Raw genomic sequence first — 23,934 nt, forward strand, 5'->3', positions numbered from 1 at the left:
TCCCCCTCGCGAGTGGGCTGCCGGACAGCAGCCTCGTCCCACAAGTCGGCGCGGGGCGGGGGTGAGTTCCCGCTCGTGCTCAAGATCCGGAACTCGCGGCGGCCGTGTCCTCCTCCACCGTCCCGTCCGCCGGTGCCCGGTGGTCGAAGGCGATCAGCGGATCACCGGTCAGCGGGTGGTCCACCACGGCCGCGCGCACGCCGAACACCTCCGCCAGCAGGGCGGGGGTGAGGACCTCGCGCGGCGGCCCCGAGGCGGCCACGGTGCCGTCGTGCAGGACGTGCAGCCGGTCGCAGACGGAGGCGGCGGCGTTGAGATCGTGCAGCGACACCAGGGTCGTACGTCTCCCGGCTCGGAGCAGGGCGAGAAGCTCCACCTGATGGCGTACGTCGAGATGGTTGGTCGGCTCGTCGAGGACCAGGACGTCCGGGTTCTGCGCGAAGGCACGGGCCAGCAGGACGCGTTGGCGTTCGCCGCCGGACAGCTCGGTGAAGCGGCGTCCGGTGTGGCTCGCCATGCCGGCGTCCGCGAGGGCCTGGGCGATGATCTCCCGGTCGGTGGCGTCCTCTCCGGCGAACGCCCGCTTGTAGGGGGTGCGGCCCATCGCGACGACCTCGCGCACGGTCAGCTCGAAGTCGCCGCCGCGCTCCTGCGGCAGGGCGGCGACATGGCGCGCCGTCTGTACCGGAGTGAGGTCGCGCAGGTCGGTGCCGGACAGCAGTACCCGCCCGGCCGAGGGCCGCAGATGCCGGTACACCGCACGGAGCAGCGTGGACTTGCCGCTGCCGTTCGGCCCGACCAGGCCCGTGATCTCGCCCTCGGCAGCGAACAGACGCGCACCCGCCAGGACCGTACGGCCGGTGTACGCGACGTGCAGATCCTCGATGTCGATCCTCAACTGCCGCTCCCCAGCCGTCGGTCCAGCAGATACAGCAGCGCGGGAGCGCCGATCAACGAGGTGACCACGCCGACCGGAAGCTCCTGCGTGTCCATGGCCGTACGGCACACGATGTCGACGACGACCAGCAGGAGTGCGCCGAACAGCGCGGAGACGGGAAGGAGGCGTCGGTGGTCGCCGCCCACCACCAATCGGCAGGCGTGCGGCACCATCAGGCCGACGAAGGCGATGGCGCCGGAGACGGCGACCAGGACGCCGGTGAGCACGCTCGTCACCAGGAACAGCTCCCTGCGCAGTCGTACGACGTCGATGCCGAGCCCGGCGGCCGTCTCGTCGCCCATCAGCAGGGCGTTGAGCCCTCGGGCGCGGGCCTGGAGCAGGAGGAGTGCGGCCGGGACCGTCAGCGCCGGGACGGCGAGCAGCGGCCAGTTCGCGCCGCTCAGGCTGCCCATGAGCCAGAAGAGCACGCTGTGGGTCTGCTGCTCGTCCCCGGCCTGGAGCACGAGATAGCTGGTGAAGCCGGACAGGAACTGGCCGATCGCCACTCCGGCCAGGACGAGGCGCAAGGGTGCGAATCCCCCTCCGCGCCGGGCCACCGCCCACACCAGGGCAAAGGTCAGCAGGGCCCCGGCGAACGCCGCTCCGGACAGGCCGAGTCCGAGCGTTCCGCCCGCACCCGCGCCGAGCGCGATCGCGGCGACCGCGCCGAGGGAGGCCCCGTTGGAGATGCCCAGCAGGTACGGGTCGGCGAGCGGGTTGCGCACGAGCGCCTGCACCGCCGTGCCCACCACGCCGAGTCCGGCGCCGACGAGCGCGGCGAGCAGGGCGCGCGGGACGCGCAGTTGCCAGACGATCAGGTCGTTCGTGCCTGGCCGTGCCGCTTGTCCCGACAGTCTCCGCCACACCACGCCCCACACCTCGGCGGGCGGGATGGACGTCGAGCCCCAGGACACCGCCGCGGTGAGGGCCGCGAGGAGCGCCACGCCGAGGATCACCGTCAGCGGCCCGGCGGACAGGGTTCGCGCGTCGGTGCTCTCCCGGCGACGCGACGCGGACAGTGCAGGGAACACCGTCAGCCGACCTTGCCGGGGTAGAGGGTCTTGGCGATCTGCTGGACCGTGTCGGCGTTGGTGACGCCCGCGATGGTGGTCTGTTCGGAGCCGATGCGCAGGAAGTGGCCGTCCTTGACTGCCTTCAGGCCTTTGGTCGCCGCGTTGGTCCTCAGCCACTTCTCGGCCCCGTCGAACGCCTTCTTGTTCGCGGCCTCGCTGCCCCGGTTGCGTACGCCCAGCTGGATCCAGTCCGGGTTCTTGGAGATCACGTCCTCCCAGCCGACCTGCTGGTAGTCACCGTCGCAGTCGGCGAAGGCGTTGCGGGCCCCGGCCAGGGTGATGACGGCGTTGGCGACTTGCCGGTTGCACACGACCGAGGGCTGCTTGGTGCCGGCGTCGTAGTCGAAGAAGAAGTACGTGGGCCGCTTGCTCCGCGCCGTGCCGCCGACGGCTGTCTGGACGGCGTCCACCTTCTTCTTCATGCCCGCGACGAGTTCCTTCGCCTTCGCGCCGGTGCCGGTGACCGCGCCGAGCGAGGTGATGTCGTCCTCGACGGCGGACAGGTCGGGCACCGGGCTCTTGAGCGTCGATGCGCAGGCGGTGGACTTCAGGTAGATGTGCTTGATGCCGGCCGCCTTGTACTCGGCTTCGGTCGGCGCGTCCCCCGCCGCGCCGCCCATGCCGCCCATCGACGCGAAGGTGTCGAGGTACAGGTCGGCGCCGGAGCCGAGGAGCTTCTCCTTGGGGATCACCGCCCGACCGAGGACCGTGACCTTCTGGGCCCGCGCGTCCAGGGCTGCGGGCAGGGTGCCCTTGCCGGGCGGGAAGCCGGTGCCGATCACCTCGTCCCCGGCGCCCAGGCGCAACAGCAGCTCCAGACTGGAGGCGTTGCTGGTGACGATCTTCTTCGGGGCGGCGGCGAAGGTGGTCTTGGCACCCGCGCAGTCAGTGACGGTCACGGGGTAACCGTCCGAGACGGACTTCGCGGCCGTGTCGCCGCTCGCGGAATCCTTCGCCCCTCCGCCGCAGCCCGCCGCGAGCAGGCCCAGCACCGCGGCCGTCGTACCGCACCACACGCGAGAACGCATCGAAACTCTCCAGGATCCACTCGGTGCACGGGCGGACCTCTGCCGCCCGCTCCAGTAGTCGGCGCGAACGTCGGGTGAGTTCCCGGGAATTGGGGCGCGCGCGGTCGGCGGGACCCCGGGAGGATCACCGCGGCGCCTCCGACCGCGCGGGCAGCCTGCCCTGGGGTTAAGCCGAAGGGGTGTCGGTGTCCCCCGCGTTCGGCGGACACCGACACCCCTTCCGTCAGGCCGCGAGCGCGGCCCGAGCGGCGACCGTCGACCGCGAACCGCAGGCCGTTCCCGCCGCTGGGTCAACCGGGCCGGCTGCGTCGGCTTCGGCGAGCAGAGCGATGAGTGTCGCCCGGGCCCGCGCCACACGGGAGCGGACCGTCCCGATGGGACAGTCGCTGATCTCGGCGGCCTCCGCGTAGGGCAGCCCCATCAACTGGGTGAGGACGAACGCCTCGCGGCGCTCGTCGGGCAGCGCGGCGAGCAGGTCCAGGAGCGCTATGCCGTCGTCGAAGCCGGGCACGTCGCGCGGCTGGGCGAGCTCCACCGCCAGCTGCCAGTCCCGGGTGTCGCTCACTCGTGGCCGGGCGGCGGCGTGCCGGAAGCTGTCGATCACCGCACGGCGGGCGATGGACATCAGCCAGGCGCGGGCCGAGGAACGTCCCTCGAACCGGTGCAGGCTGCCGAGCGCCCGCAGGAACGTGTCCTGGGCCAGGTCGTCGGCGGCCTGTGGGTCCGCGCTGAGGTGGGCGACGTAGCGCAGGACGTCGCGGTGCAGGGCGCCGACGAAACGCGAGACGGCGTCCGGGTCGCCGCCGCGGGCGGCCAGCGCCCAAGCGGTGATCGACTCGTCGATCGATGGCGTCTTCTCGCTTGTGTCACGCGAGGTGGGCGGGGCAGAAGTGATCACCAGGTGTCCTTCTCGGGTCATCCGGATCCGGACCGGCGCGACGGCGCGAGGGTCCGGTGTGGGGTACGGCCGTACGCGGAGGTACGGGCGAAGCCCGAGGCACACACAGGCGCCTCGGGGAGCCGGCTGTCTCAGACGACAGCGGCCCGGGCCGGAGGACCCCGAGAGGTGATCGCATGAACGAGAAGGAGTCGGCGCGGTGCCCGCTCCGAGCGGGTGCGCCGTACCCGGATGCGGGGGCGGTGCTCGGGCGTGGGCAGGGCCAGCATCATCCGCAGCGGCGCGGCCAGCCAACCGGCCACGGCCCGCAGGATGCGGAACACGGCGCGCTCACCGTGGGCGAGCCACAACCCGCACAGCAGCGCTGCCAGGAGGTGGGCGGCGAGCATGCCGAACGACGAGGTGCCGCTCATGTCATGGCCCAGGTGACTCGCGCCGCCCATGTGCCCCATGTCCATGGAGTCCATGGACATGGCGCTCATGTCGTGGCCCGTGGTGTCCATGTCCATGGACACCATCGGCATGGCGGCCCCGCCGACCGTGCTTGAGGCCGCCGGGGAGGCGGCCGCCTGGGCGAGCTCGAAGGCCGAGTGGAGGACGGTCTGCGCGACGACCACCACGGTCACGATCAGGGGCAGTCCGCGCTCCCGGCCGGCCAGACACCAGCCCGCGGCGCCGGTCACCGCGACCGAGGCGCCCAGAACCCACCAGGGCACCGAACTGCCGGACATCATCACGTGGCCCAGGGCGGCGAGCAGCACACAGACGGCCGCGAACACCGCGGCCCGTACCGTGCGAGAACACCACCCAGCAGTCATGACGGCCCTCATCCTTGCATCCGAGGTTTGATCGTCATGGAGGGGTACGGAAATCGGCGGGGCGACCGACTCAATCCGGCACCTGTGATCCAGAGCACGGAATGGCGCGGGAACTCCTCGCGGGTCCGGCCCGACTTCTGAAGGGGACGGGGACTCCCTCACCGCTTCAGTGGTCGTCGTCCCCGGCGCTCCCGGACTCCGCGAGATGCTCGATGTGGAGTTCGGCGAGCTTCCTGGGCCAGCGACCTCGGCGGGAGCTCCGGTGCCGAACCACATTCCCGGGAAGTCGGCCCGAGTGAGACGCATCGCTGCGTGTGCGCTCGCGGAAGGCACCGCCTACCGTCGTACGGTTCACAGCCCGTTCCCGCTCGGGTGGACCACGACCGCCAGCACCCTGATCCGCCCGCCGCGCTGGAAGTGCAGCGTGAACGGCACGAGGTCGCCGGCGGCCCACCCCGCCTGCGCCCGCATCGTGACGTCCAAGCCGTGCGGGGACATGGTCAGGCTGCCGCGGGCCGGGACGGTGGCCGCGTCGACCGGTTCCCGGTACGCCGCCCCGTCTCCGGTCGTACGGTGACGGCTGAGCGCGATGTCGCCTCCGAGGGCGGACGAGGTGACCCGCACCAACTTGTCCTCCGCGCCGCCGGAGTTGGAGATCCGGAAGAACGCGGCGGTCTCCTGGGTGTCCCCGTACGGGAGGAAGACGCGCCCGGACGTGGCCTCTATCCGGGCCGGACTGCCCGCGCTGCCCGAGCCGGTCCAGGTGGTCAGGGCGCCGAGAGCGACACCGCACGCGGCGACGGGCGCGAGCGCGGCGAGCAGCGTGTCGGTGAGCCGGCGGCGGGACGGCCGCCAGACATGTGCGGTCATCGTGTATGCCCCCGGACAGGCGACGGCTGCCAGGCCCGCAGCCGCAGGCTGTTGCCGACGACGAGGACCGAACTCACCGACATCGCCGCCGCGGCCACCATCGGACTGAGCAGCCCCACCATGGCGAGCGGCACGGTCACGACGTTGTAGCCGAAGGCCCACAGAAGGTTCGCGCGGATCGTGCCCAGGGTGCGCCGGGCGAGCCGCACCGCGTCCCCCAGGGCTTCGATGTCGCCGCGCACCAGCGTCACATCGGCGGCCCCGATGGCCGCGTCCGTCCCCGTGCCCATGGCGATGCCGAGGTCGGCACCGGCCAGCGCGGCCGCGTCGTTCACGCCGTCCCCCACGAACGCGACCCGGCGGCCTTCCTCCTTCAACTCCCGTACGAGGTCGGCCTTGTCCTCGGGAGTGCGGCGGGCGTGCACCTCCTCGATCCCGAGGGCGGCCGCGACGGCCCGGGCCGGCGCCTCCCGGTCCCCGGTGGCCAGCACCGCTCGCACACCCAGGCGCCGCAGCCCGTCCACCGCGCGGTAACTCCCGGGACGTACGACGTCGCCGACCTCGATCAGCGCCTCGGCCACGCCGTCCACCCGGACCAGTACAGGCGTGTGCGCGGCGGCCTCCGCCACCGCGAGAGCGTCCGCCACGGCTGCGGGCAACTCGTCCTCGGGTGCGAGGACTTCGACCAGACGGCCGTCGACACGGCCGCGGACTCCCCGGCCCGCCGCAGCGCTGAAGTCGCTCACCTCCGGCCACGGCCGCTGCTCTGGCAGAGACCGTCGCGCGTACGAGACGATCGCTCGCCCCAGCGGATGCTCCGAGCCCCGCTCCACCGCACCGGCCAGCCGCAGTACCTTCTCGCGCCCCAGCCCGCCCGGCAGCGTCGTGATCCGGCCGACGGTCATGTGGCCGGAGGTGAGGGTGCCGGTCTTGTCCAGGACGACCGTGTCGATGTGCCGCAACGCCTCCAACGCCTGCGGCCCTTTGACCAGCACGCCCAGTTGGGCACCGCGGCCGGTGGCGGCCATCAGCGCGGTCGGCGTCGCCAGGCCCAGGGCGCACGGGCAGGCGACGACCAGCACCGCCACACACGCCGTGACCGCCGCCTGCGGATCGGCCGCGGCACCGAGCCAGAACCCGAGCACCGTGACGGCGAGCGCCAGCACCACGGGCACGAACACCCCGGCCACCGCATCAGCCAGCCGCTGTGCCCGCGCCTTTGCGGCCTGGGCCTCGGTCACCAGCCGGGTGATGCGCGCGAGTTGCGTGTCGGCGCCGACAGCTGTGGCGCGTACGAGCAGCAGCCCGCCGGCATTGACCGCACCGCCCACCACCGCCGAGCCGGGTCCGACCTCGACGGGCTCACTCTCACCGGTGACCAGGGACACGTCCACGGCTGAACCGCCTTCCACGACCTGGCCATCGGTGGCGACCCGCTCACCGGGCCGCACGACGAAGACCTGCCCGACGGCCAACTCCTCGACGGGGACGAGTCTTTCGACCCCGCCCTCAAGCACCGACACCTCCTTGTCCGCGAGTTGGGCCAGCGACCGCAGCGCCGCGCCGGTGCCGTGCCGGGCCCGCGCCTCCAGGAACCGCCCCGCCAGCACGAACAGCGGCACGCCGACGGCCGCCTCCAGATAGACGTGCGCCGGACCGCCCTCCGCGGAGGGCAGCAGACTGAACGGCATCCGCATCCCGGGCTCGCCCGCGCCCCCGAGGAAGAGCGCGTACGCCGACCAGGAGAAGGACGCCACCACGCCCAGCGAGACCAAGGTGTCCATGGTCGCCGTCGAGTGCCGCAGCCCGCGCAGCGCCCGCCCATGGAACGGCCAGGCACTCCACACGGCGACCGGAGCGGCCAGCATGAAGCACAGCCACTGCCAGTCGCGGAACTGCAGGGCGGGCGCCATCGACAGCAGGAGCACCGGTAGGGCGAGCAGCGCGGTGACGACGAGCCGTTCACGCTCGCCGCGCCCGGCCTCGGAGTCCCTTTCCTCCTCGCGGTCTCGCCCTCGGGGCGGTTCAGGAAGGGCGGCCGTGTACCCGGCCTGCTCGACACTGGCGACGAGCTCATCAGGGCGGATATGCGGGGGATGGCTGACGCGAGCCCGCCCGGTGGCCAGATTGACCGTCGCGGTGACACCCTCCAGCTTGCCGAGCCGCTTCTCGACCCGCCGTACGCAGGCCGCGCACGTCATGCCGCCGACGGCGAGGTCGGTGGTCACCGGATGACCGGTCGCCGGTCGCGCGCTCATCCGGCGCCTCCCCCGTGCATGTCCTCCATCCCGCCGCCTCCTGAGCCGTCGCTCCCGCTGCCGCCGCCGCTCGTGCCGTGGATGCCGGGCGCGACCGGTCCGGCGGCGGACCCGACGGCGTACGACACCGCGAAAATCAGCACGAGGAGCAGAAGGAAGCCGCAGAGGGCAGGCGGCGGGGTCAGCTTCCGCAGCGTCATACGCGCGCCGGGGGGAGGTTGTTGAGGCTCCGCTGCCATCACCCGTTCTCCTGAATCGCCTCGGACGGCGCGAGTCGGTTCGAGCCGCACCGGTTCAGGAGTCGGTTCCGCGCGGGAGCGGGTTCCGGAGCTGGTGTGTGGCCCGCGTCACGCGGGACGTGCGAGGCGCGCCGGGCTCAGCGGTGACGTACGGGTCAGTCGGCCCGCAGAACGGAGGTGCACGCCGACGGGGTCGAGGACGCCGCTCGGGTCGCGCCGACCCGCTACGGCCGATGGCGAATGCCGCCGTACCCCGCCCGAGGCCGGCACGTGTCCCCCGCGGCGAGGGGCGCACGCAGCATGGCGGACATCGCCGCGACCAGGCTCCGGACGGCCGGGACGCCACTCAAGGCGCCAGAGGCGTACGCCCACACCGCCATCCCCCCGCGTGCGTATGCGCACGGATGTCACCCGAAACCGACTACTCATGTCCGACGCCCCCCTATGTAGTCGGATGCCGCAGCCTTCTGGTTCCCGGCCTCTGCCGTGCAGGGGATGCAACGGAAGCAGAGGCCGGAGCACGACGGCACACCGGCCGCTCACCGCGCCCCCGCGCGCGATCGAGGGGCGCGTCCGTCCGGGCCGCGCCGGGTATCCCCGGAGCAGTCCCCCGCGGCCGCCGGTCGGGACACCGGCGCGCCGCTACCTCTGGAGGTGGAGAAGGATGACCGACACCAGCGCCTTGGAGCCCGTGGCGACGTTCTGCGGCGAATGCGACTGCGGATGCCCCCAACTGTTCGTGGACCCGAACGCCCCGACGGAGCGCCGCATCGTCCTCACCGACGACTTCGGGCAGCGCATACAGATGAGCGCCGACCAGTTCTCGTCACTGATCGACGAAGCCAAGACCGGCAAGCTCGACGGCATCGCTCTGCCCTGAGCGGGCGCGCGCATCGGCGGAGCGGCTGTCGACGACCTCATGGAAATCGTGCTGACGGCTCCGGGCAAACCGGGCACGTCGCTTGGCGTGTTCTCGCACGCCAAGCGACCGCTGTGGCCGGCGTTCCGGAGCGGCGTGGTGCTCGCGCACCGCCTCGGCGGGGCGGCCTGCGTCGACCACCTCGCCACGCACGGTTCGCCGAGATCAGGCCACCGGAACCGGATAGGTCGGGTACTCCACCCCGGATACGTGCTGGACCACCCGGATGACCTGGCAGGAGTAGCCGAACTCGTTGTCGTACCACAGGTAGAGGATCGCGTCGTCGCCCTCGACCTTGGTGGCGCCGGCGTCGACGATCGAGGAGTGCCGCGAGCCGATGAAGTCGCTGGAGACGGCGTCGGGGGCGGTGGTGAAGTCGATCTGGCGCTTGAGCGGCGAGGTCAGCGACACGTTGCGGAGGTACTCGAGGACCTCCTCGCGGGTGGTCTCGCGCGCGAGCCGCAGGCTGAGGATCGCGATCGAGACGTCCGGTACCGGGACGCGGATCGAGCTGCCGGTGATCCTCGCCTCGAGGTCGGGCAGCGCCTTGGCTACGGCGGAGGCGGCACCGGTCTCGGTGATGACCATGTTGAGCGGCGCCGAGCGGCCGCGGCGGTCGGACGCGTGGTAATTGTCCAGCAGGTTCTGGTCGTTGGTGAACGAGTGGACGGTCTCCACGTGGCCGCGCAGGACGCCGTACTCGTCCGCCATCGCCTTCAGCGGCGGAACGATCGCGTTGGTGGTGCAGGACGCGCAGGACAGGATCTGCTCGTCCGGCTTGATCATGTCGTGGTTGACGCCATGGACGACGTTGGGGACGTCGCCCTTGCCCGGCGCGGTCAGGACGACCTTGGCGATACCGGGCTGGAGGTGCTGCGACAGGCCCTCGCGGTCGCGCCACCGGCCGGTGTTGTCGATGAGGATGGCGTCCTTGATGCCATACGCCGTGTAGTCCACGGACGTCGGATCGTCGGAGTAGATCACCCTGATCTCGTTGCCGTTGGCGATGATCTTGCTGTTCGCCTCGTCGACGGTGATCGTGCCGTGGAACTGGCCGTGGATGGAGTCACGGCGCAGCAGTGAGGCGCGCTTGACGATGTCCTGGCCGGCGCCCTTGCGGACGACGATGGCGCGCAGCCGCAGGCCGTTGCCGGAGCCGGCCTTTTCGATGAGCAGGCGGGCGAGGAGGCGGCCGATGCGCCCGAACCCGTAGAGGACGACGTCGCGCGACTCGCGGCGTTCGATCTTGTTGGCACCGGTGGCGCCGGCCACCGCCTCGGCAGTGAACTCCTTCACGGAGAGGCCGCGGTCGTCCGTCTTGAACATCGCGGCCAGCATGCCGATGTCGATCTGAGCAGGGCCGAGATCGAGCGTGGTGAGAGCCTCCAGGAACGGCAACGTCTCGGTGACCGAGAGTTCCTCGCCGTCGATCTGCCGGGCGAATCGGTGGGTCTTGAGAATGCTCACCACGGACCGGTTCACCAGAGAGCGGCTGTGAAGCAGGACCGTGACGTCCCGCTCCCGGTGCAGCTTCCCGATGATGGGGATCATCGACTCCGCGATCTCCTCGCGGTTTTTCCAGTTGGTGAACGAGTCGTCATTGACAGTCACAGGTCTATCTTTCGAGCTAGGAGGCGCTCATATGCTAACCCGCCCGCCGGGTTGATCATGCAGGCGGTGCTGCCTGAGCGGATGCCGTGAGCGAGGGGAGCTCAAACGGACCGACCTCGACTCTCAGCAGCCGCGCGGCACTCGGTTTCTGACGGGCTGCTCACAGGGACGCCTGCGAGCATGAGCCCGGCCTTGTCGAAGGAGGGGTACATGGACCACCACTACCGTCGTAGGACCCTGCTGAGCGCCCTTGTGGTCGCCGGAGTCGCCGCCGGCCAGGCGACCGTTCCGGCTTTCGCTTCCACCGCTCCGCTGTCCGCGGCACAGGAAGTCGCTCACTTCGACATCGCCGGTCTGCAACAGCCGGAGAACATCACGCTGGAGCCCGGCGGCGCCGCGGACGTCACGTTCAACCGAGCGCGGCAGATAGCCCGCGTCACCCCGGACGGACAGACGTCGATCCTGGCGACCCTGCCCGCCCCCGCCTCGGGCACCGCGACAGTGTCCGGCATCGTGCGCGCCACCGACGGCACGCTGTACGTCAACTACAACGCGGGCGGCCGCTCGGGCGTCTGGCGAGTCCGCTCGGGCCACGCTCCGGAGCAGGTCGCCGCGCTCCCCGACGTGAAGGCCCTCAACGGCCTCGCGCTCGACGAGCGCCACCACACCCTCTACGCGACCGACTCCAGTACCGGCACGGTGTGGAAGGTGTCGCCGAGCAACGGAGCGACGTCGCTGTGGGCCGACGGCGAAGCCCTTGAGCCGTCCACCGGGGGGCACTCCTCCGGGTTCGGGGCGAACGGCATCAAGGTCCACGACGACGCTGTCTGGGTGAGCAACACCGACAAGGGCACCCTGCTGCGCATCCCGATCGACGCACACGGCGCGGCGGGTGCCGTCACCACAAAGGCCGAAGGCCTGACCAGCATCGACGACTTCGCCTTCGTCGGGCACGGCGACAGGGTCCTGGCAGCCCAGAACTTCGCGGGCTCCGTCGCGCTGGTGGATCCCGACGGCACCCATCGGACGGTGCTCACCGCGCAGGACGGGCTGTCCAACCCGACCTCGGTCGCGGTGCGCGGAAAGACCGTGTACGTGACGAGCGGCGCCTATTTCACCCACAGCGACCCGAACCTGCTCCTCGCCCGCCTCGCTCACTGATCGCTCTACCCACGGGGTCTTCGCGGGCGTCGTCCCGCGAAGACCCCGTGCACCACCACCGGTCCGGTCAGCCGACGCCGATGCCGAACAGGTGCAGGTTCACGTTCTCCGGCAGCGTGACCGACGCGATGCGCTTGCCGTCGGGTGCTTGGAAGGGCTTGGTGGCGAAGACGTACGCCGGACCGCCGTGCCCGGGGTTGCGGTACGCGGTCCTGGCCACCACGGTGTTGTCGAAGGCGGGTGTCCCGGAGTCGCTCCCGCCCGGCAGCACCCAGTCGCCGAACGACAGGTCGGTCTCCTCCGTGCTGCCGTCGGTGAACGTCACCGTGGCCGTCGTCCGGACATCACCGTAGATCGCGGCGCCCACGAACGTCAGCCGCTGTGCGTCGCCGGACTGCGTGGTCAGGTCGATGGTCTGGCCCGCCGCGTAGAGGTGGTCCGGGCGTCCGGGCGGGGACGCCGGCCAGGTGAAGGTGGTGCCCGAGACCGCCACCTCGGCGCCGGGGGACAGCCCGGCCGCCGCCAGCGCCTGCCGGGAGTAACTGCCGCCTGAGCGGTCGAAGTCACCCTGGGAGGTGTCGGTGTCGCTGGAGATGCCGGTGGCGTTGTAGGCGGCCCCGAAGCTCCCCTTCGCGGCGACCTGGACGTACACGGTCTGTTTGACGGCCGGACCGGTCCCGCCGCTCACGGTCACCGGGATCCCGTAGAAGCCGTCGGCCGTGTCGGTCCCCGCGGTGGCGGTGAGTTCGACGCTGCCCGACCCGCTGCTCCTGTCGAGAACCAGCGTCTTGTCCTTGGCACTCAGGGTCAGTCCGTCCGGCGCCTCGGCGGTGACGGTGAGCGTCCGGTCCCTGCCGCTGAGCCGCTGCGCGTCCACGGTGAGCGTCGCGCTCCGGCCGCGGTCGACAGTGGACTGGCTGGGCGAGACGTTCGCGAGGAACGGGTGCTCGCCGTCCTGGTACGACGGCGGCGCCGCCTTCGCGCCGGTCGCCCAGGTCTTGTCCGGCTCGGCGCTCAGTGTGAAGTCCAGCCGGCCGCCCTCGCGTACCACGCTCTGCGGCAGGTAGGTGCGCTCCCAGTGGGCGCCGTCGAGCTTGAGGTCGTGGACGTATGTGGTGTCCGTGGAGGCTCCGGAAGCCCGGATGTCGAGGTCGGGCGAGCCGGGCAGGTCGAGCACGGCACGCTCGAACAGCGGGCTGTGCACGGTGAGGTCGGCGGTGCCCGGCGTCGCGGGGTACACGCCGAGGGCGGCCCACACGTACCAGGCGGACTGCGCGCCCAGGTCGTCGTTGCCGGGTTCGCCGTCCGGCGTGGGGCCGAAGAGGGAAGTGGCGACCTTGCGGACCGCCGCTTGCGTCTTCCAGGGCTCGCCGAGGTAGTTGTACGCCCACGGCACCGCGAAGTCGGGTTCGTTGCCTGCCCACATGTACGGCTGGTTGGGGCCGGCATTGAGCTGGGTGAGGAAGGTGTCGAGCCGTTTCACCGCCACGTCACGGCCGCCCATGGCGGTGGTCAGGCCGGCCATGTTCTGCGGGACGAGCCAGTTGTACTGGGCGGCGTTCCCCTCGTCGAAGCCGCTCTGCCCGATCTCGCCGGAGGGCGGGGTCTGGAAGGCGGGGCCGTCCGGGAAGAGGCCGTCCTCAGCGCGCGGCTGGAGGTAGCCGGTCGACGCGTTGAGGAGGTTCTGCCAGTTCTGGGCGCGCTTGGTGAACGTGGCGGCCGTGCTCCTGTCGCCCGCGGCCTTGGCGAGTTGTGCGATGGAGAAGTCGTCGATCGACCACTCCAGGGTGATGGAGGCGCCGACGAGCTGGTGGTCGCCCCGTGCGGAGTCGTTGTTGGGCAGGTAGCCGTGCTCGACGTAACTCTCGATGCCGGGGCGCTCCTGGTAGGCACCAGGGGTGCCGTCCACCGTCGTCGCGCCCTTGACGAGGTACTTCAGTGCCGTCTTCACATCGAAGTCGCGGGCCCCGTACGCGTACAGCGCGGCGATCAGCGGCACGGAGTTGTCGCCGGTCATCTGGCTCGTGGACTGGTTGGCCATCGGCCAGCGGGGCCACCAGCCGCTCTGCTCGGCGTCGTTGACGAGCGACTGCGCCATGTCGCTGGCTTCCTTGGGCCAGAGCATGGCCTGGAGCGGGGCGAGCGAGCGGTAGGTGTCCCAGTCGGAGAAGTTCGCGTACTGGGTACGGCCCTTGGGCAAGGTGTGGATCTTGTCGTCGAAGCCGATGTAGCGGCCGTCGACGTCGTTGAAGGTGTTCGGGTGCATCAGCGAGTGGTACAGCGCGGTGTAGAAGGTCTTCAGCTCGCCCGTGTCGCGGCCGGCGACCCGGACTTTCCGCAGCGTGTCTCTCCACTGGTCACGCGTCTTCGCCGCGATGACGCCGAGGTCCCAACCGGGTATCTCTGCGGCCATGTTGGCCTGCGCGCCGGCCACGCTGACGTAGCTCATCGCCACCTTGGCGTGGACGGTCCGCTCCTGCGCGCCGCTGGTGTCGAAGGTCAGATACGTCCCGGCACGCTTCGCGTCCACCGTGTCGCCGCCCGGCTGGACCTTCGAACCGTCCCAGGTGCCGTGCGCGGTGAACGGGCGGTCGAAGGTGATCGCGTAGTGCACCGTGTACGTGTTGGACTTGCCGCAGAAGTGACCCGTAGTGGCGGATCCGGTGACCTGGCGGTCGCCGACGATCCTCATGTCCGCCGCGTCGTTGCCGCCCAGACTCGCGCCGCCCTTGACCAGCACCTGGGCCGCGTCCGTGGCCGGGAAGGTGAAGGCGGCGAGTCCGGTCCGTGTCGTCGCGGTCAGTTCGGCCCGGACACCGGAGTCCCCCAGCGTCACCGCGTAGGAGCCGGGCTCCGCCTTCTCGGTGTCGTGCGCGTACTTCTCGGTGCGGTCCCAGGGCGCGGAGCCGATGTCGCCGACCACGGGGAGGATCGGCACGTCGCCGAAGGCGCTGCAGCCGACGGAGGCGTGGTCGAGGCTGAAGCCGCGGATCCGGTCGTTGTGGTACTGGTAGCCGGCGTAGCTGTTCTGGGTGTCGGGCGAGAACTGCATCATCCCGAACGGGGCGGCAGGACCAGGGAAGTTGTTGATCTCGCCGAACGAACTACCGCTCAGGCCCGTGCCGATCAGCGGATCCACAAGACTGGTGGGATCGTCGACGAGGGGCGTCGCCCCCAAGGGCTTTGACAACGTTGTCTCAGCAGCCTGGGCTGTCGTGGCAGCGCATATGAGCAGCGCCGTCGCGGCGGCGACGGCGCTCAGGCGACTGGGCAACCTTCGATGTTTCACATGAGACTCCGGGCATGGGAAGGGCTGTGCGGGGCCGACGATACTTTCAAGCGTGATCGTTTCAGGGTCAACTCCTCTGCACACGTGGGTTACTGCGCCGACGCGACGAACGCCGGCGAACGGGAGGCCCCGGGAGCCCGGCCGATGGGGTCGGCCGGGCTCCCCGGGGGACACGCACCATGCGCGTCTACCAGCCGACGGCGACCAGCAGCCACTGCGGGCTGCCGTGGGAGATGAAGGATGACTGACCCGCCACGTCGTCGTAGGGAAAGCCGTAGGCGAGGTGGTTGATGGCGTTGTCATGCCAGAACTTGGCGTAGTAGTTCGCCGGCGCCGCCTTGTAGTACTGGGCCGGGTCGGCCTGCTGAGAGGCCGGCAGCGTGGCCACGTGACGGTTGAGGGCCGCGCACATGTCGGGGTTGCCGGCCAGGGAAGCGGCGCAGCCGAAGATGTCCGAGGTGGCCGCGTTGACGCCGACGGACTGGGCGTAGGAGGTGAAGTAGTTGGCGTTGGCGCCGCCCGCGCGGAAGCTCGGGTCACTGCCGGGTGCGATGATCCGGTACGGGGCCTGGGTCTGGGCAAGCACCTTGAACTGGGCCGGGACCGCGTCGGTGAAGCGCTGGAACGTGGTGGCGCGGTCCTCGGCGAAGGTCTGCCGGTTCTCGCCGACCTCCGCGTCGTAGCCGTCCTTGGCGTGCAGCCTCATGGCCAGTTTCAGGCCGAAGGCGTCGACGCGTGTGGTGTTGCCGTTGAAGACGTTGTTGCCGACCGTGAACTCGATGAAGTCGTAGTAGGCGCTGTTGGGCGAGCCCAGGTAGAAGTACATGCGGCCCGCGGAGTTCGCCGGCATGTCGAGGTAGGGCTGTTCGGCGATGGAGTGCACCTGGCCGTTGAAACTCCAGTACACCTGGCTGTCCGGGTACTTTCCGTTGGTGCGGTTGAGGATCTTCACTTCGACGGCGTTGTTCGCGGCGGGTATGTCGCTGGTGCTGCCCCAGAAGTCGTCCGGCGGGGTGGTGCCGCCGCCGGGTCCGTAGACCTGGAACTCCCAGAGTGAGTAGCCGTATTGGGTTGCCCTTGCGGTTCCGTTGACGCGCACGTAGCGGCCGCTGCCGCCGACGTTCAGGTTCTGGGTGCCGCCGGTGGAGGTGGTGGTGGAGTAGACCGTCGTCCAGTTGTTCGCGTCGGTGGAGGTCTGGATCTGGTAGGCCTTGGCGTAGGCGGCCTCCCAGCTCAGGGAGATCCGGGTGATCTGCTGGACGGAGCCGAGGTCCACCTGGAGCCATTGGGGATCGGCGAAGGCCGAGGACCAACGGGTGCCCGTGTTGCCGTCGACCGCCGCGGTGGCGGGGAAGGACGCGCTCTCGGTCGACGAGGCCGTGGCGGGTCGCCCTTGGGACAGCAGTTGGTCGTCGGCCCGCGCGAGCGAGGGCGTCAAGGCGACGAAGCAGGCTGCGAGCAGGACGATGACCAGGCCGAGGGCCGTCCGGGGGCGCGCGGCACCGGTCGACGGTCTGCGTATGAGCGCACTGAACGAAGTCTGCATGGGGGGTCTCCGGAAGCCGAGTCGACGTGCGAGGGGGGAGGAACAGGGGGCGGGAGAGCGCTCTCCGGGTTTGTACTCCCGCCTCTGCCCGGCGTCAACAACTGAAGGCGAAACCAGCGGGATTCACAGGAACGAGCAGCGCAGCGGTGCGGCCGTTTCGGGCTTCGAGCGAATCGTTCGTCTCAAGCCGCCGTTCTGCTTCACCACTTGACGTCTCTGGTTCAGACCTTCTAGGTTCCGGCCGTCGGGCTTCATGCATGCACCAGGTTCAGTCACTTGATTCCGTGCGTCGTTTCCGTGGCCCTGCAGTCGTACCCGAAAGGCTGTGATCGTCTTCCATGGCCGGACAACCCCCCACATGTTTCACCGCGTTACGAAGCAGCCTCGTTCTAGCCGCGCTCGCACTGTCGGCCGGTCTCCTGACCGCACCCCCGGCCACGGCCACCACCGGCACGAACACCGGTCCGGGCGGTGTCTCGACGTGACCGACGACAACTCGGCCAATGGCGCCGCGCCCCGATATGGACCTGCACAGGCGCTGCCAACCAGGAGTGGACCGCGCCCGCCGCCCCGCCGCCAGGCGACGAGTGCTGGGCCACGCACTACGGGCCTCGGCCGCCCGGGCCTTCACAGCCGGCGGCGAGCTCTTCGACCACAACGCCGACACGGCCGCGACCTCGCTCAGCCGCCGGCCGCAGTTGCCGTTCGGGACCGCGTCCAGGTCACCACTGTCGCCAGCGGCAAGTCCCTGGTGGTGCGCATCAACGACCGCGGCACGTTCGTACAGACACCCCAGGAGCCCAAGTGCCTCGACCTGACCGACGGAGCCTTCAGCCGGCTTGGGGGGAGCCTCGACCCTGACGCCGGTCACATAGTCGTCACCCAGCAGGTACTGAATCAAGAGCGCTCTCCGATGCGATTCGCCAAGACGCCTCAGGGGGACGGCGACCGCGCCCTTCACGGCTCTTGAACGCCTGGCCTCGTCGAGGTGCGGGCCCCCTTCCCCGAACGCCCGGACGGGACCGTCGCCGGTCGGATTCCGCGCCGCACCCGTCCCCCACTCGCATGACACGACCAAGGAGCGACCTCCGCGATGTCCACCCCCCATGTCAGACGGTTCCTTCCCAGACGCACGGCCCTCGGCCGACTCACGGTCGGTGCCGTCGTAGCCGCCGTCCTCGCCGCGCTGTTCACCTCCGTGCCCGCCCAGGCCGCTGACAGCCAGATCACCGGCCTCGCCGGCAAGTGTGTCGATGTGGCCGGGGCCGGCAGCGCCAACGGCACGGCCGTCCAGCTCTACGACTGCAACGGCACCGCTGCCCAGCAGTGGTCCAACCCCGGTGACGGAACGCTCCGGGCGCTCGGCAAGTGCCTGGACGTCGTCGACCGCAGCACGGCCGACGGCGCGGCCGTCCAGTTGTGGGACTGCTCGGGAGCGGCCAACCAGCAGTGGGTGGTCAGCGCAGCCCATGACATCGTCAACCCGGCCGCGAACAAGTGCCTCGACGTACGCGACAACAGCAGCGCCAACGGCGCCCGTCTTCAGATCTGGAGCTGCACAGGAGCGGCGAACCAGAAGTGGAACGCCCCCGCGAGCGGCGCCGGCAGCACCCCGTCCGGATTCGTCGTCTCCGAGGCACAGTTCAACCAGATGTTCCCGAACCGGAACAGCTTCTACACCTACAGCGGCCTCGTCCAGGCCCTCGGCGCGTACCCGGCCTTCGCGAACACCGGCAGCGACACCGTGAAGAAGCAGGAGGCCGCCGCCTTCCTCGCCAACGTCAGCCACGAGACCGGCGGCCTGGTGTACGTGGTCGAGCAGAACACGGCCAACTACCCCACCTACTGCGACTGGAGCCAGTCCTACGGCTGCCCGGCCGGCCAGGCCGCCTACTACGGCCGCGGCCCCCTCCAGCTGAGCTGGAACTTCAACTACAAGGCCGCCGGCGACTCCCTGGGAATCGACCTCCTCAACAACCCGTGGCTGGTGCAGAACGACGCCTCCGTCGCCTGGAAGACCGGCCTGTGGTACTGGAACACTCAGTCCGGCCCCGGCACCATGACCCCGCACAACGCCATGGTGAACCAGGCCGGCTTCGGGCAGACCATCCGCTCCATCAACGGCTCCCTGGAATGCGACGGCAAGAACCCCGCCCAAGTGCAGAGCCGCGTCAGCAAGTACCAGGAGTTCACGTCGGTCCTCGGTGTCGGCCAGGGCAGCAACCTGTACTGCTGACCGAACCTCTTCGCGCCTCGTCCCCGAGCTGCGGACCGACACCATGCCGTCGTCGAGATGATCCTCACGGACGGTGACGATCCGCAGCTCGGACCGGTCAAACGCCTACCGGAGCAGTGCCCCGCCCGCCTCCTGGCCGCTCACGTCGGCTTGGCGCCGGCCGCGGGCCGGCCCGAAAATTGCCGCGCCGATTTCTGTTATGCCGACACCGACGAGAGACCCTCCTTCAGCCATGACCGAGATTTCACACCCCGGGTACGACGGGCACGACGGCCGCCGGGACCAGGCCGTGGTCGTGCGCGCCGCGCAGGCCGGCGACCAGCGGGCGCTTGACGCGCTGGTCGCCGAGTACCTGCCCCTGATCTACAACATCGTCGGACGCGCGTTGGACGCCCCGGCCGACACCGACGACGTCGTGCAGGAGGTCATGCTGCAGATGATCCGCGACGTGCGGACGGTGCGTGACCCCGAGGCGTTCCGGTCCTGGCTGGTGGCCATCGCGATGCGGCAGGTGCGTCGGCACTGGCGGGTGCGGCGCGGCGCACCGGCGACCGGCGGGATCGAGGGCCTGGAGGAGACGGCCCTGCTCGCGGATCCGGGCGCCGACTTCGTCGATCTGACGATCACCGTGCTGTGCCTGTCCGGCCAGCGGCAGGAGGCGGCCGAGGCCACGCGCTGGCTCGACGCCGACGACCGGCAGTTGGTGTCCCTGTGGTGGCTCGAGGTCGCGGGCCGGCTCACCCGGGCCGAGCTGGCCGCGGCGATGGAGCTGCCGATGCCGCAGGCCGCGGTGCGGGTGCAGCGGATGAAGGCCCGGCTGGAGGTCGCCCGGGCGGTGGTCCGCGCGCTCGGTGCCCTACCCCGCTGCCCGGACCTGAACACGGCTCTGCACGGGTGGGACGGGCGCCCCACCGGCCTCTGGCGCAAGCGGATCGCCCGGCACGTGCGCACCTGTGAGGGGTGCGGTGGCGTGCCCGAGGACACGGTGCCGGCGGAGCGGCTGCTCGCCGACCTGGCGCTGCTGCCCGTACCGCCCCTGCTGCTGGGGCTGTTGACGGCGGGCGCGGCAGGCGGCGGCGCCGGGAGCACGGCCGGAAACGACCTGGCCACCGCAAGCGTGCGCCACACCGTCAGGGCCGGGAGGGCGGCGAGCCGGGCCGCGCGGGTAGGGGGCATCTCCGTCGGCAAGACCGCCGTCCTCTTGTCCGCCGTGCTGGTCCTCGTGACCGGCACCGCCGCTTACACCCTCGGCCTGTTGGGGCAGGACCGGCGGACGGCGCGGACTGTCTCCGCCGCCGCGTCGGCGCGCGCGACGTCCCACCCCGAACCGTCCGCCACCCGGTCCACGCCCACACGCTCCGCGCGCCCGAAACCGACGCCCAAGGCCTCCCCCAAGGCTGCGGCGCCGAAGCCGGCCACCGAGAAGAGGACTGCCGTCACCAGCACCAAGCTCCCGGTGCGGGCCGCGTTCTACTACCCCTGGTACAGCGAGAACTTCACACCCGGGGGCAGCAAGTACACACCGTCTGCGGGCAAGTACGACGTCGACGACCCCGCGACCGTCGAGCGACAGATCAAGGACATGCGGTACGGCGGCCTCCAGGCCGGCATCTCCTCCTGGTGGGGCGCCGGCAAGCGTGAGGACAAGCGGCTGCCACTGCTGATGTCCGAGGGCGCCCGACTCGGCTTCTCCTGGACCGTGTACTACGAGAACGAGGCCTACGGCGACCCGTCGTCGACGACGATCAGGAAGGATCTGGAGTACCTGCGCAAGTACTCCGACCAGAACACCTGGCTGCACGTCGACGGCAAACCGGTGATCTTCGTGTACGGCGGAGGCGGCGACGGGTGCGCCGTAGCCACCCGCTGGGCCCAGGCCAACAAGACCGAGGGCTACTACGTCGTACTGAAGGTGTTCGGCGGCTACAAGGGCTGCGCCGACCAGCCGCAGGGCTGGCACCAGTACGCCTCCGGCCTGGACATCCAGAAGGGCTATTCGGCGATCCTGTCCCCCGGTTTCTGGAAGAACACCGACGACAAGCCGACCGTCCCGCGCGACCTCGACAAGTTCCGGCGGGACGCCGCCACCGTCGCGGACTCGGGCGAACCTTTCCAACTGGTCGTGACGTACAACGAGTGGGGCGAGGGGACGGCCGTCGAGTCGTCCACGGACTGGCCCAGCTCCAGCGGGCACGGCGCGTACATGGACATCCTGCACAAGGCCTTCGCCGCGCACCCGCGCTGACCGGCACCCCTCCTCGCCCCCCACTTCTCCCCCCACGCGGTTCACCGATGCGGGCAGCGCCCGTGATCAGTGCCGTACCCCTCACCACACTGGAGTGTTTCCATGTCTTCGTCACATCGCAGGACGGCCTGGTCGCGCCGCAAGGTCCTGGGCGCGACTGCCGCCGGCACGGCGGCCGCCGCGGTCGGAGCGTTCGGCGTGGCCAGGGCGGCCACCACGTCCTCCACCACCGCCACCGCCGCGGCCGGCAGCGCCCCCGGAGACGTGGTCGGCAAGATCACCGTCGGCTACCAGGGCTGGTTCGCCGCCAAGGGTGACGGCTCCCCGATCAACGCCTGGTGGCACTGGGCCAAGGACATGAGCAAGGCGCCCTCGCCGTCGAACTCCGGCATCAAGTCCTGGCCCGACATGCGTGAATACACCAAGGGCTACCAGACCGCCTACGCGGCCCTCGGCAACGGCGGGCCCGCCACCCTGTTCTCGTCGTACGACCAGCAGACCGTCGACACCCACTTCAAGTGGATGAAGCAGTACGGCATCGACACCGCGGCCCTGCAACGCTTCAACCCGGTCGGCGGCGAGGGCCCGACGCGCGACGCCATGGCCACCAAGGTGCGCAGCGCCGCCGAGTCGCAGGGCGTGAAGTACTACATCATGTACGACGTCACCAGCTGGACGAACATGCAGTCGGAGATCAAGACCGACTGGACCAACAAGATGAAGGCACACACCGCCTCCTCCGCCTATGCCCAGCAGAACGGCAAGCCGGTGGTGTGCATCTGGGGTTTCGGCTTCAACGACGACAAGCGCGACTTCTCCGCGTCCGCCTGCCTGGATGTCGTCAACTGGTTCAAGAACCAGGGCTGTTACGTCGTCGGAGGCATCCCCCACGACTGGCGGACCGGCGGCGCGGGCACGCGTGCCGGCTTCAGCGACGTCTTCCACGCGTTCCACATGATCTCGCCGTGGATGGTCGGCGCCATCGGCAAGGCCGCCGACTCGGACAACTACTACGAGAACGTCAACAAGGGCGATCAGGCGGAGTGCAACGCCAAGGGCATCGACTACCAGCCCTGCGTCCTGCCCGGCGACGTCTCCGAACGCCAGCGCGCGCACGGCGACTTCATGTGGCGGCAGTTCTACAACATGGTCCGCCTGGGCGCGCAGGGCATCTACATCTCGATGTTCGACGAGTACAACGAGGGCAACCAGATCGCCAAGACCGCCGAGAGCCAGGCATTCGTCCCCACCGACTCGGGCATCCTGGCGCTCGACGAGGACGGCACCGCCTGCTCCGCCGACTACTACCTGCGCCTGACCGGCGACGGCGGACGCCTGCTCAAGGGCCAGATCACCCTGACCGCGACCCGGCCCACGCCGCCCGTCGCCGGCAAGGTGGTCAGCTTCAAGGCGAGCGTGAACGGCAAATACGTCACCGCCGAGAATGCCGGGTCCTCCGCACTGATCGCCAACCGCACGGCGATCGGCGACTGGGAGAAGTTCGACATGGTCGACGCGGGCGGCGGCACCATCGCGCTGTACTCCCACGCCAACTACCGCTACGTCACCGCCGGCACGTCCCCGCTGATCGCGGACAGCGCCTCGGCCGGCCGGGCCCAGACCTTCCAGCTCGTGCACAACAGCGACGGCACGCTCAGCCTGCTGGCCTCCGCCACGGGCCAGTACGTCACCGCCGAGAACGCCGGAGCCTCCGCGCTGATCGCCAACCGCACGGCCATCGGCCCGTGGGAGAAATTCACCCTGATCACCGCTTAGCCGGAACCGGGGCGGCATCCGGAATATTCGGATGCCGCGTCACGCGAACGGTTTTCTCCCCACCCCGTGGAATCCAAAAGGATTTCTCACTTCACCCTTCACTGCTGAGGAGTTGGTGTGCCCAACACGCTCTCATCGCCGGTCCCCCACGAGACAACGACGCCGCTCACGAAGCGTCGCGGCACGAGGATCCGCCGGTCCGCGCTCACGAGCGCCCTTGCCGCCGCGGCCCTGGTCATCGCGCTTCCCACCGAGGCGCACGCCAACGTTCTCACCCTCCTGCCGCAGAACGCCGACGGCCTGGAGCAGACCTTCTCCCCCGCCTACGACTACGACGGGGACGGCTGCTACACCACCGCCGCGATCGGCGCGGACGGCACCATCAATCCCGGCCTGAAGCTGGGCGGAGATGTGAACGGCCACTGCCACGACCCCGCCCAGCTGGCGAACGCCAATACGTATGCGCGCGAGAAGTGCAACAACGGCTGGTGCGCCGTCATGTACGCCAGCTACTTCGAGAAGGATCAGGCCACCCTGGGGCCTGCGGCCATCGGCCACACTCACGACTGGGAACACGTCATCGTGTGGATCTACAACAGCCAGGTCCAGTACGTCTCGGTGTCGCAGCACTCCTCGTACCTGGTGAGTGCGAGTTCGTCGGTGCGTTTCGACGGAACCCACCCGAAGATCGTGTACCACAAGGACGGCGTGTCGACCCACGACTTCCGCTTCGCGAACACCAATGACGAACCGCCGGAGAACGCCACCGGCGGCTGGTTCTACCCGCGCCTCGTCGGCTGGGAGGGCTACCCGTCCGGCTACCGGGACAAGCTCATGAACGCCGATTTCGGCGAGGCCACGATCAAGATCAAGGACGGTTCCTTCAACGACAACCTCGCCTACTCCATGCCGTCCGGAATCCCCTTCGACCCCTATGCCTGAGCGGCCTCGGGCCGAGCGGGCCATCTGACGGGTCGGGGTCTTGCAGGTCCATGACCTGCACCGATGGGGGTCCTGCAGCTGGTCCAGG

At 70.1% G+C, this 23,934-nt stretch carries 17 protein-coding genes; 6 read left to right on the plus strand and 11 right to left on the minus strand.

What is annotated here, in order from left to right; genetic code table 11:
- Window positions 1-79: 79 nt before the first annotated feature.
- The 8 genes from AB0D27_RS24875 to AB0D27_RS24910 all read right to left on the minus strand — a co-directional run bounded on the left by AB0D27_RS24875 (window position 80) and on the right by AB0D27_RS24910 (window position 8,121).
- Window positions 80-898 carry an ABC transporter ATP-binding protein gene (locus AB0D27_RS24875; protein WP_362512679.1) on the minus strand — a complete coding sequence of 273 codons (819 nt, stop codon included), beginning with the start codon at window positions 896-898 and terminating at the stop codon, window positions 80-82.
- On the minus strand, window positions 895-1,914 hold the full coding sequence (locus AB0D27_RS24880) for an iron ABC transporter permease (protein ID WP_362512726.1): 1,020 nt from the start codon (window positions 1,912-1,914) through the stop codon (window positions 895-897). Before AB0D27_RS24880 ends, AB0D27_RS24875 begins: the two co-directional genes overlap by 4 nt.
- A gap of 56 nt (window positions 1,915-1,970) precedes the next feature.
- Window positions 1,971-3,038, minus strand: a complete 1,068-nt coding sequence (locus AB0D27_RS24885; RefSeq protein WP_362512681.1) for an ABC transporter substrate-binding protein — start codon at window positions 3,036-3,038, stop codon at window positions 1,971-1,973.
- 223 nt (window positions 3,039-3,261) lie between these two features.
- On the minus strand, window positions 3,262-3,936 hold the full coding sequence (locus AB0D27_RS24890) for a sigma-70 family RNA polymerase sigma factor (protein WP_362512684.1): 675 nt from the start codon (window positions 3,934-3,936) through the stop codon (window positions 3,262-3,264).
- 131 nt (window positions 3,937-4,067) lie between these two features.
- Window positions 4,068-4,754: a hypothetical protein gene (locus tag AB0D27_RS24895; RefSeq protein ID WP_362512685.1), complete on the minus strand. Its 687-nt coding sequence runs from the start codon at window positions 4,752-4,754 to the stop codon at window positions 4,068-4,070.
- Window positions 4,755-5,105: 351 nt separating this feature from the next.
- Window positions 5,106-5,624, minus strand: a complete 519-nt coding sequence (locus tag AB0D27_RS24900; protein ID WP_362512688.1) for a copper chaperone PCu(A)C — start codon at window positions 5,622-5,624, stop codon at window positions 5,106-5,108.
- The gene (locus AB0D27_RS24905) at window positions 5,621-7,882 is read right to left on the minus strand and encodes a heavy metal translocating P-type ATPase (RefSeq protein ID WP_362512690.1); all 2,262 of its coding nucleotides are present in this window, start codon (window positions 7,880-7,882) and stop codon (window positions 5,621-5,623) included. Before AB0D27_RS24905 ends, AB0D27_RS24900 begins: the two co-directional genes overlap by 4 nt.
- Window positions 7,879-8,121, minus strand: a complete 243-nt coding sequence (locus AB0D27_RS24910; RefSeq protein WP_362512693.1) for a hypothetical protein — start codon at window positions 8,119-8,121, stop codon at window positions 7,879-7,881. Before AB0D27_RS24910 ends, AB0D27_RS24905 begins: the two co-directional genes overlap by 4 nt.
- A 664-nt stretch (window positions 8,122-8,785) precedes the next feature.
- Between AB0D27_RS24910 and AB0D27_RS24915 the strand changes: the two genes are divergently transcribed.
- On the plus strand, window positions 8,786-9,001 hold the full coding sequence (locus AB0D27_RS24915; RefSeq protein ID WP_362512696.1) for a hypothetical protein: 216 nt from the start codon (window positions 8,786-8,788) through the stop codon (window positions 8,999-9,001).
- A gap of 204 nt (window positions 9,002-9,205) precedes the next feature.
- On the opposite strand, the gene AB0D27_RS24920 is transcribed toward AB0D27_RS24915, so the two are convergent.
- Complete coding sequence (locus AB0D27_RS24920) at window positions 9,206-10,651, minus strand: glyceraldehyde-3-phosphate dehydrogenase (RefSeq protein WP_362512698.1); 1,446 nt, start codon at window positions 10,649-10,651, stop codon at window positions 9,206-9,208.
- Window positions 10,652-10,861: 210 nt separating this feature from the next.
- Between AB0D27_RS24920 and AB0D27_RS24925 the strand changes: the two genes are divergently transcribed.
- Complete coding sequence (locus tag AB0D27_RS24925) at window positions 10,862-11,812, plus strand: hypothetical protein (RefSeq protein WP_362512701.1); 951 nt, start codon at window positions 10,862-10,864, stop codon at window positions 11,810-11,812.
- A 67-nt stretch (window positions 11,813-11,879) separates the two neighbouring features.
- On the opposite strand, the gene AB0D27_RS24930 is transcribed toward AB0D27_RS24925, so the two are convergent.
- A complete protein-coding gene (locus AB0D27_RS24930; RefSeq protein WP_362512704.1) occupies window positions 11,880-14,990 on the minus strand; it encodes a GH92 family glycosyl hydrolase in 3,111 nt (1,036 codons plus the stop codon).
- Window positions 14,991-15,288: 298 nt separating this feature from the next.
- On the minus strand, window positions 15,289-16,647 hold the full coding sequence (locus AB0D27_RS24935; protein WP_362512706.1) for a beta-1,3-glucanase family protein: 1,359 nt from the start codon (window positions 16,645-16,647) through the stop codon (window positions 15,289-15,291).
- Window positions 16,648-17,740: 1,093 nt separating this feature from the next.
- Between AB0D27_RS24935 and AB0D27_RS24940 the strand changes: the two genes are divergently transcribed.
- The 4 genes from AB0D27_RS24940 (at window position 17,741) to AB0D27_RS24955 (ending at window position 23,846) form a co-directional block, all read left to right on the plus strand.
- Window positions 17,741-18,883 (plus strand): glycoside hydrolase family 19 protein, encoded by a 1,143-nt coding sequence (locus tag AB0D27_RS24940; protein ID WP_362512709.1) that lies wholly within the window; start codon window positions 17,741-17,743, stop codon window positions 18,881-18,883.
- Between the two features lie 232 nt (window positions 18,884-19,115).
- Entirely contained in the window at window positions 19,116-21,128 is a 2,013-nt protein-coding gene (locus AB0D27_RS24945) for a sigma-70 family RNA polymerase sigma factor (protein WP_362512712.1), read from the plus strand.
- A gap of 102 nt (window positions 21,129-21,230) precedes the next feature.
- On the plus strand, window positions 21,231-22,904 hold the full coding sequence (locus AB0D27_RS24950) for a xylosidase (protein ID WP_362512715.1): 1,674 nt from the start codon (window positions 21,231-21,233) through the stop codon (window positions 22,902-22,904).
- Window positions 22,905-23,093: 189 nt separating this feature from the next.
- Window positions 23,094-23,846: an NPP1 family protein gene (locus tag AB0D27_RS24955; RefSeq protein ID WP_362512728.1), complete on the plus strand. Its 753-nt coding sequence runs from the start codon at window positions 23,094-23,096 to the stop codon at window positions 23,844-23,846.
- The last annotated feature ends 88 nt before the right edge of the window (window positions 23,847-23,934 follow it).

The organism is Streptomyces sp. NPDC048415 (genome assembly GCF_040651675.1).
Taxonomy (GTDB): domain Bacteria; phylum Actinomycetota; class Actinomycetes; order Streptomycetales; family Streptomycetaceae; genus Streptomyces.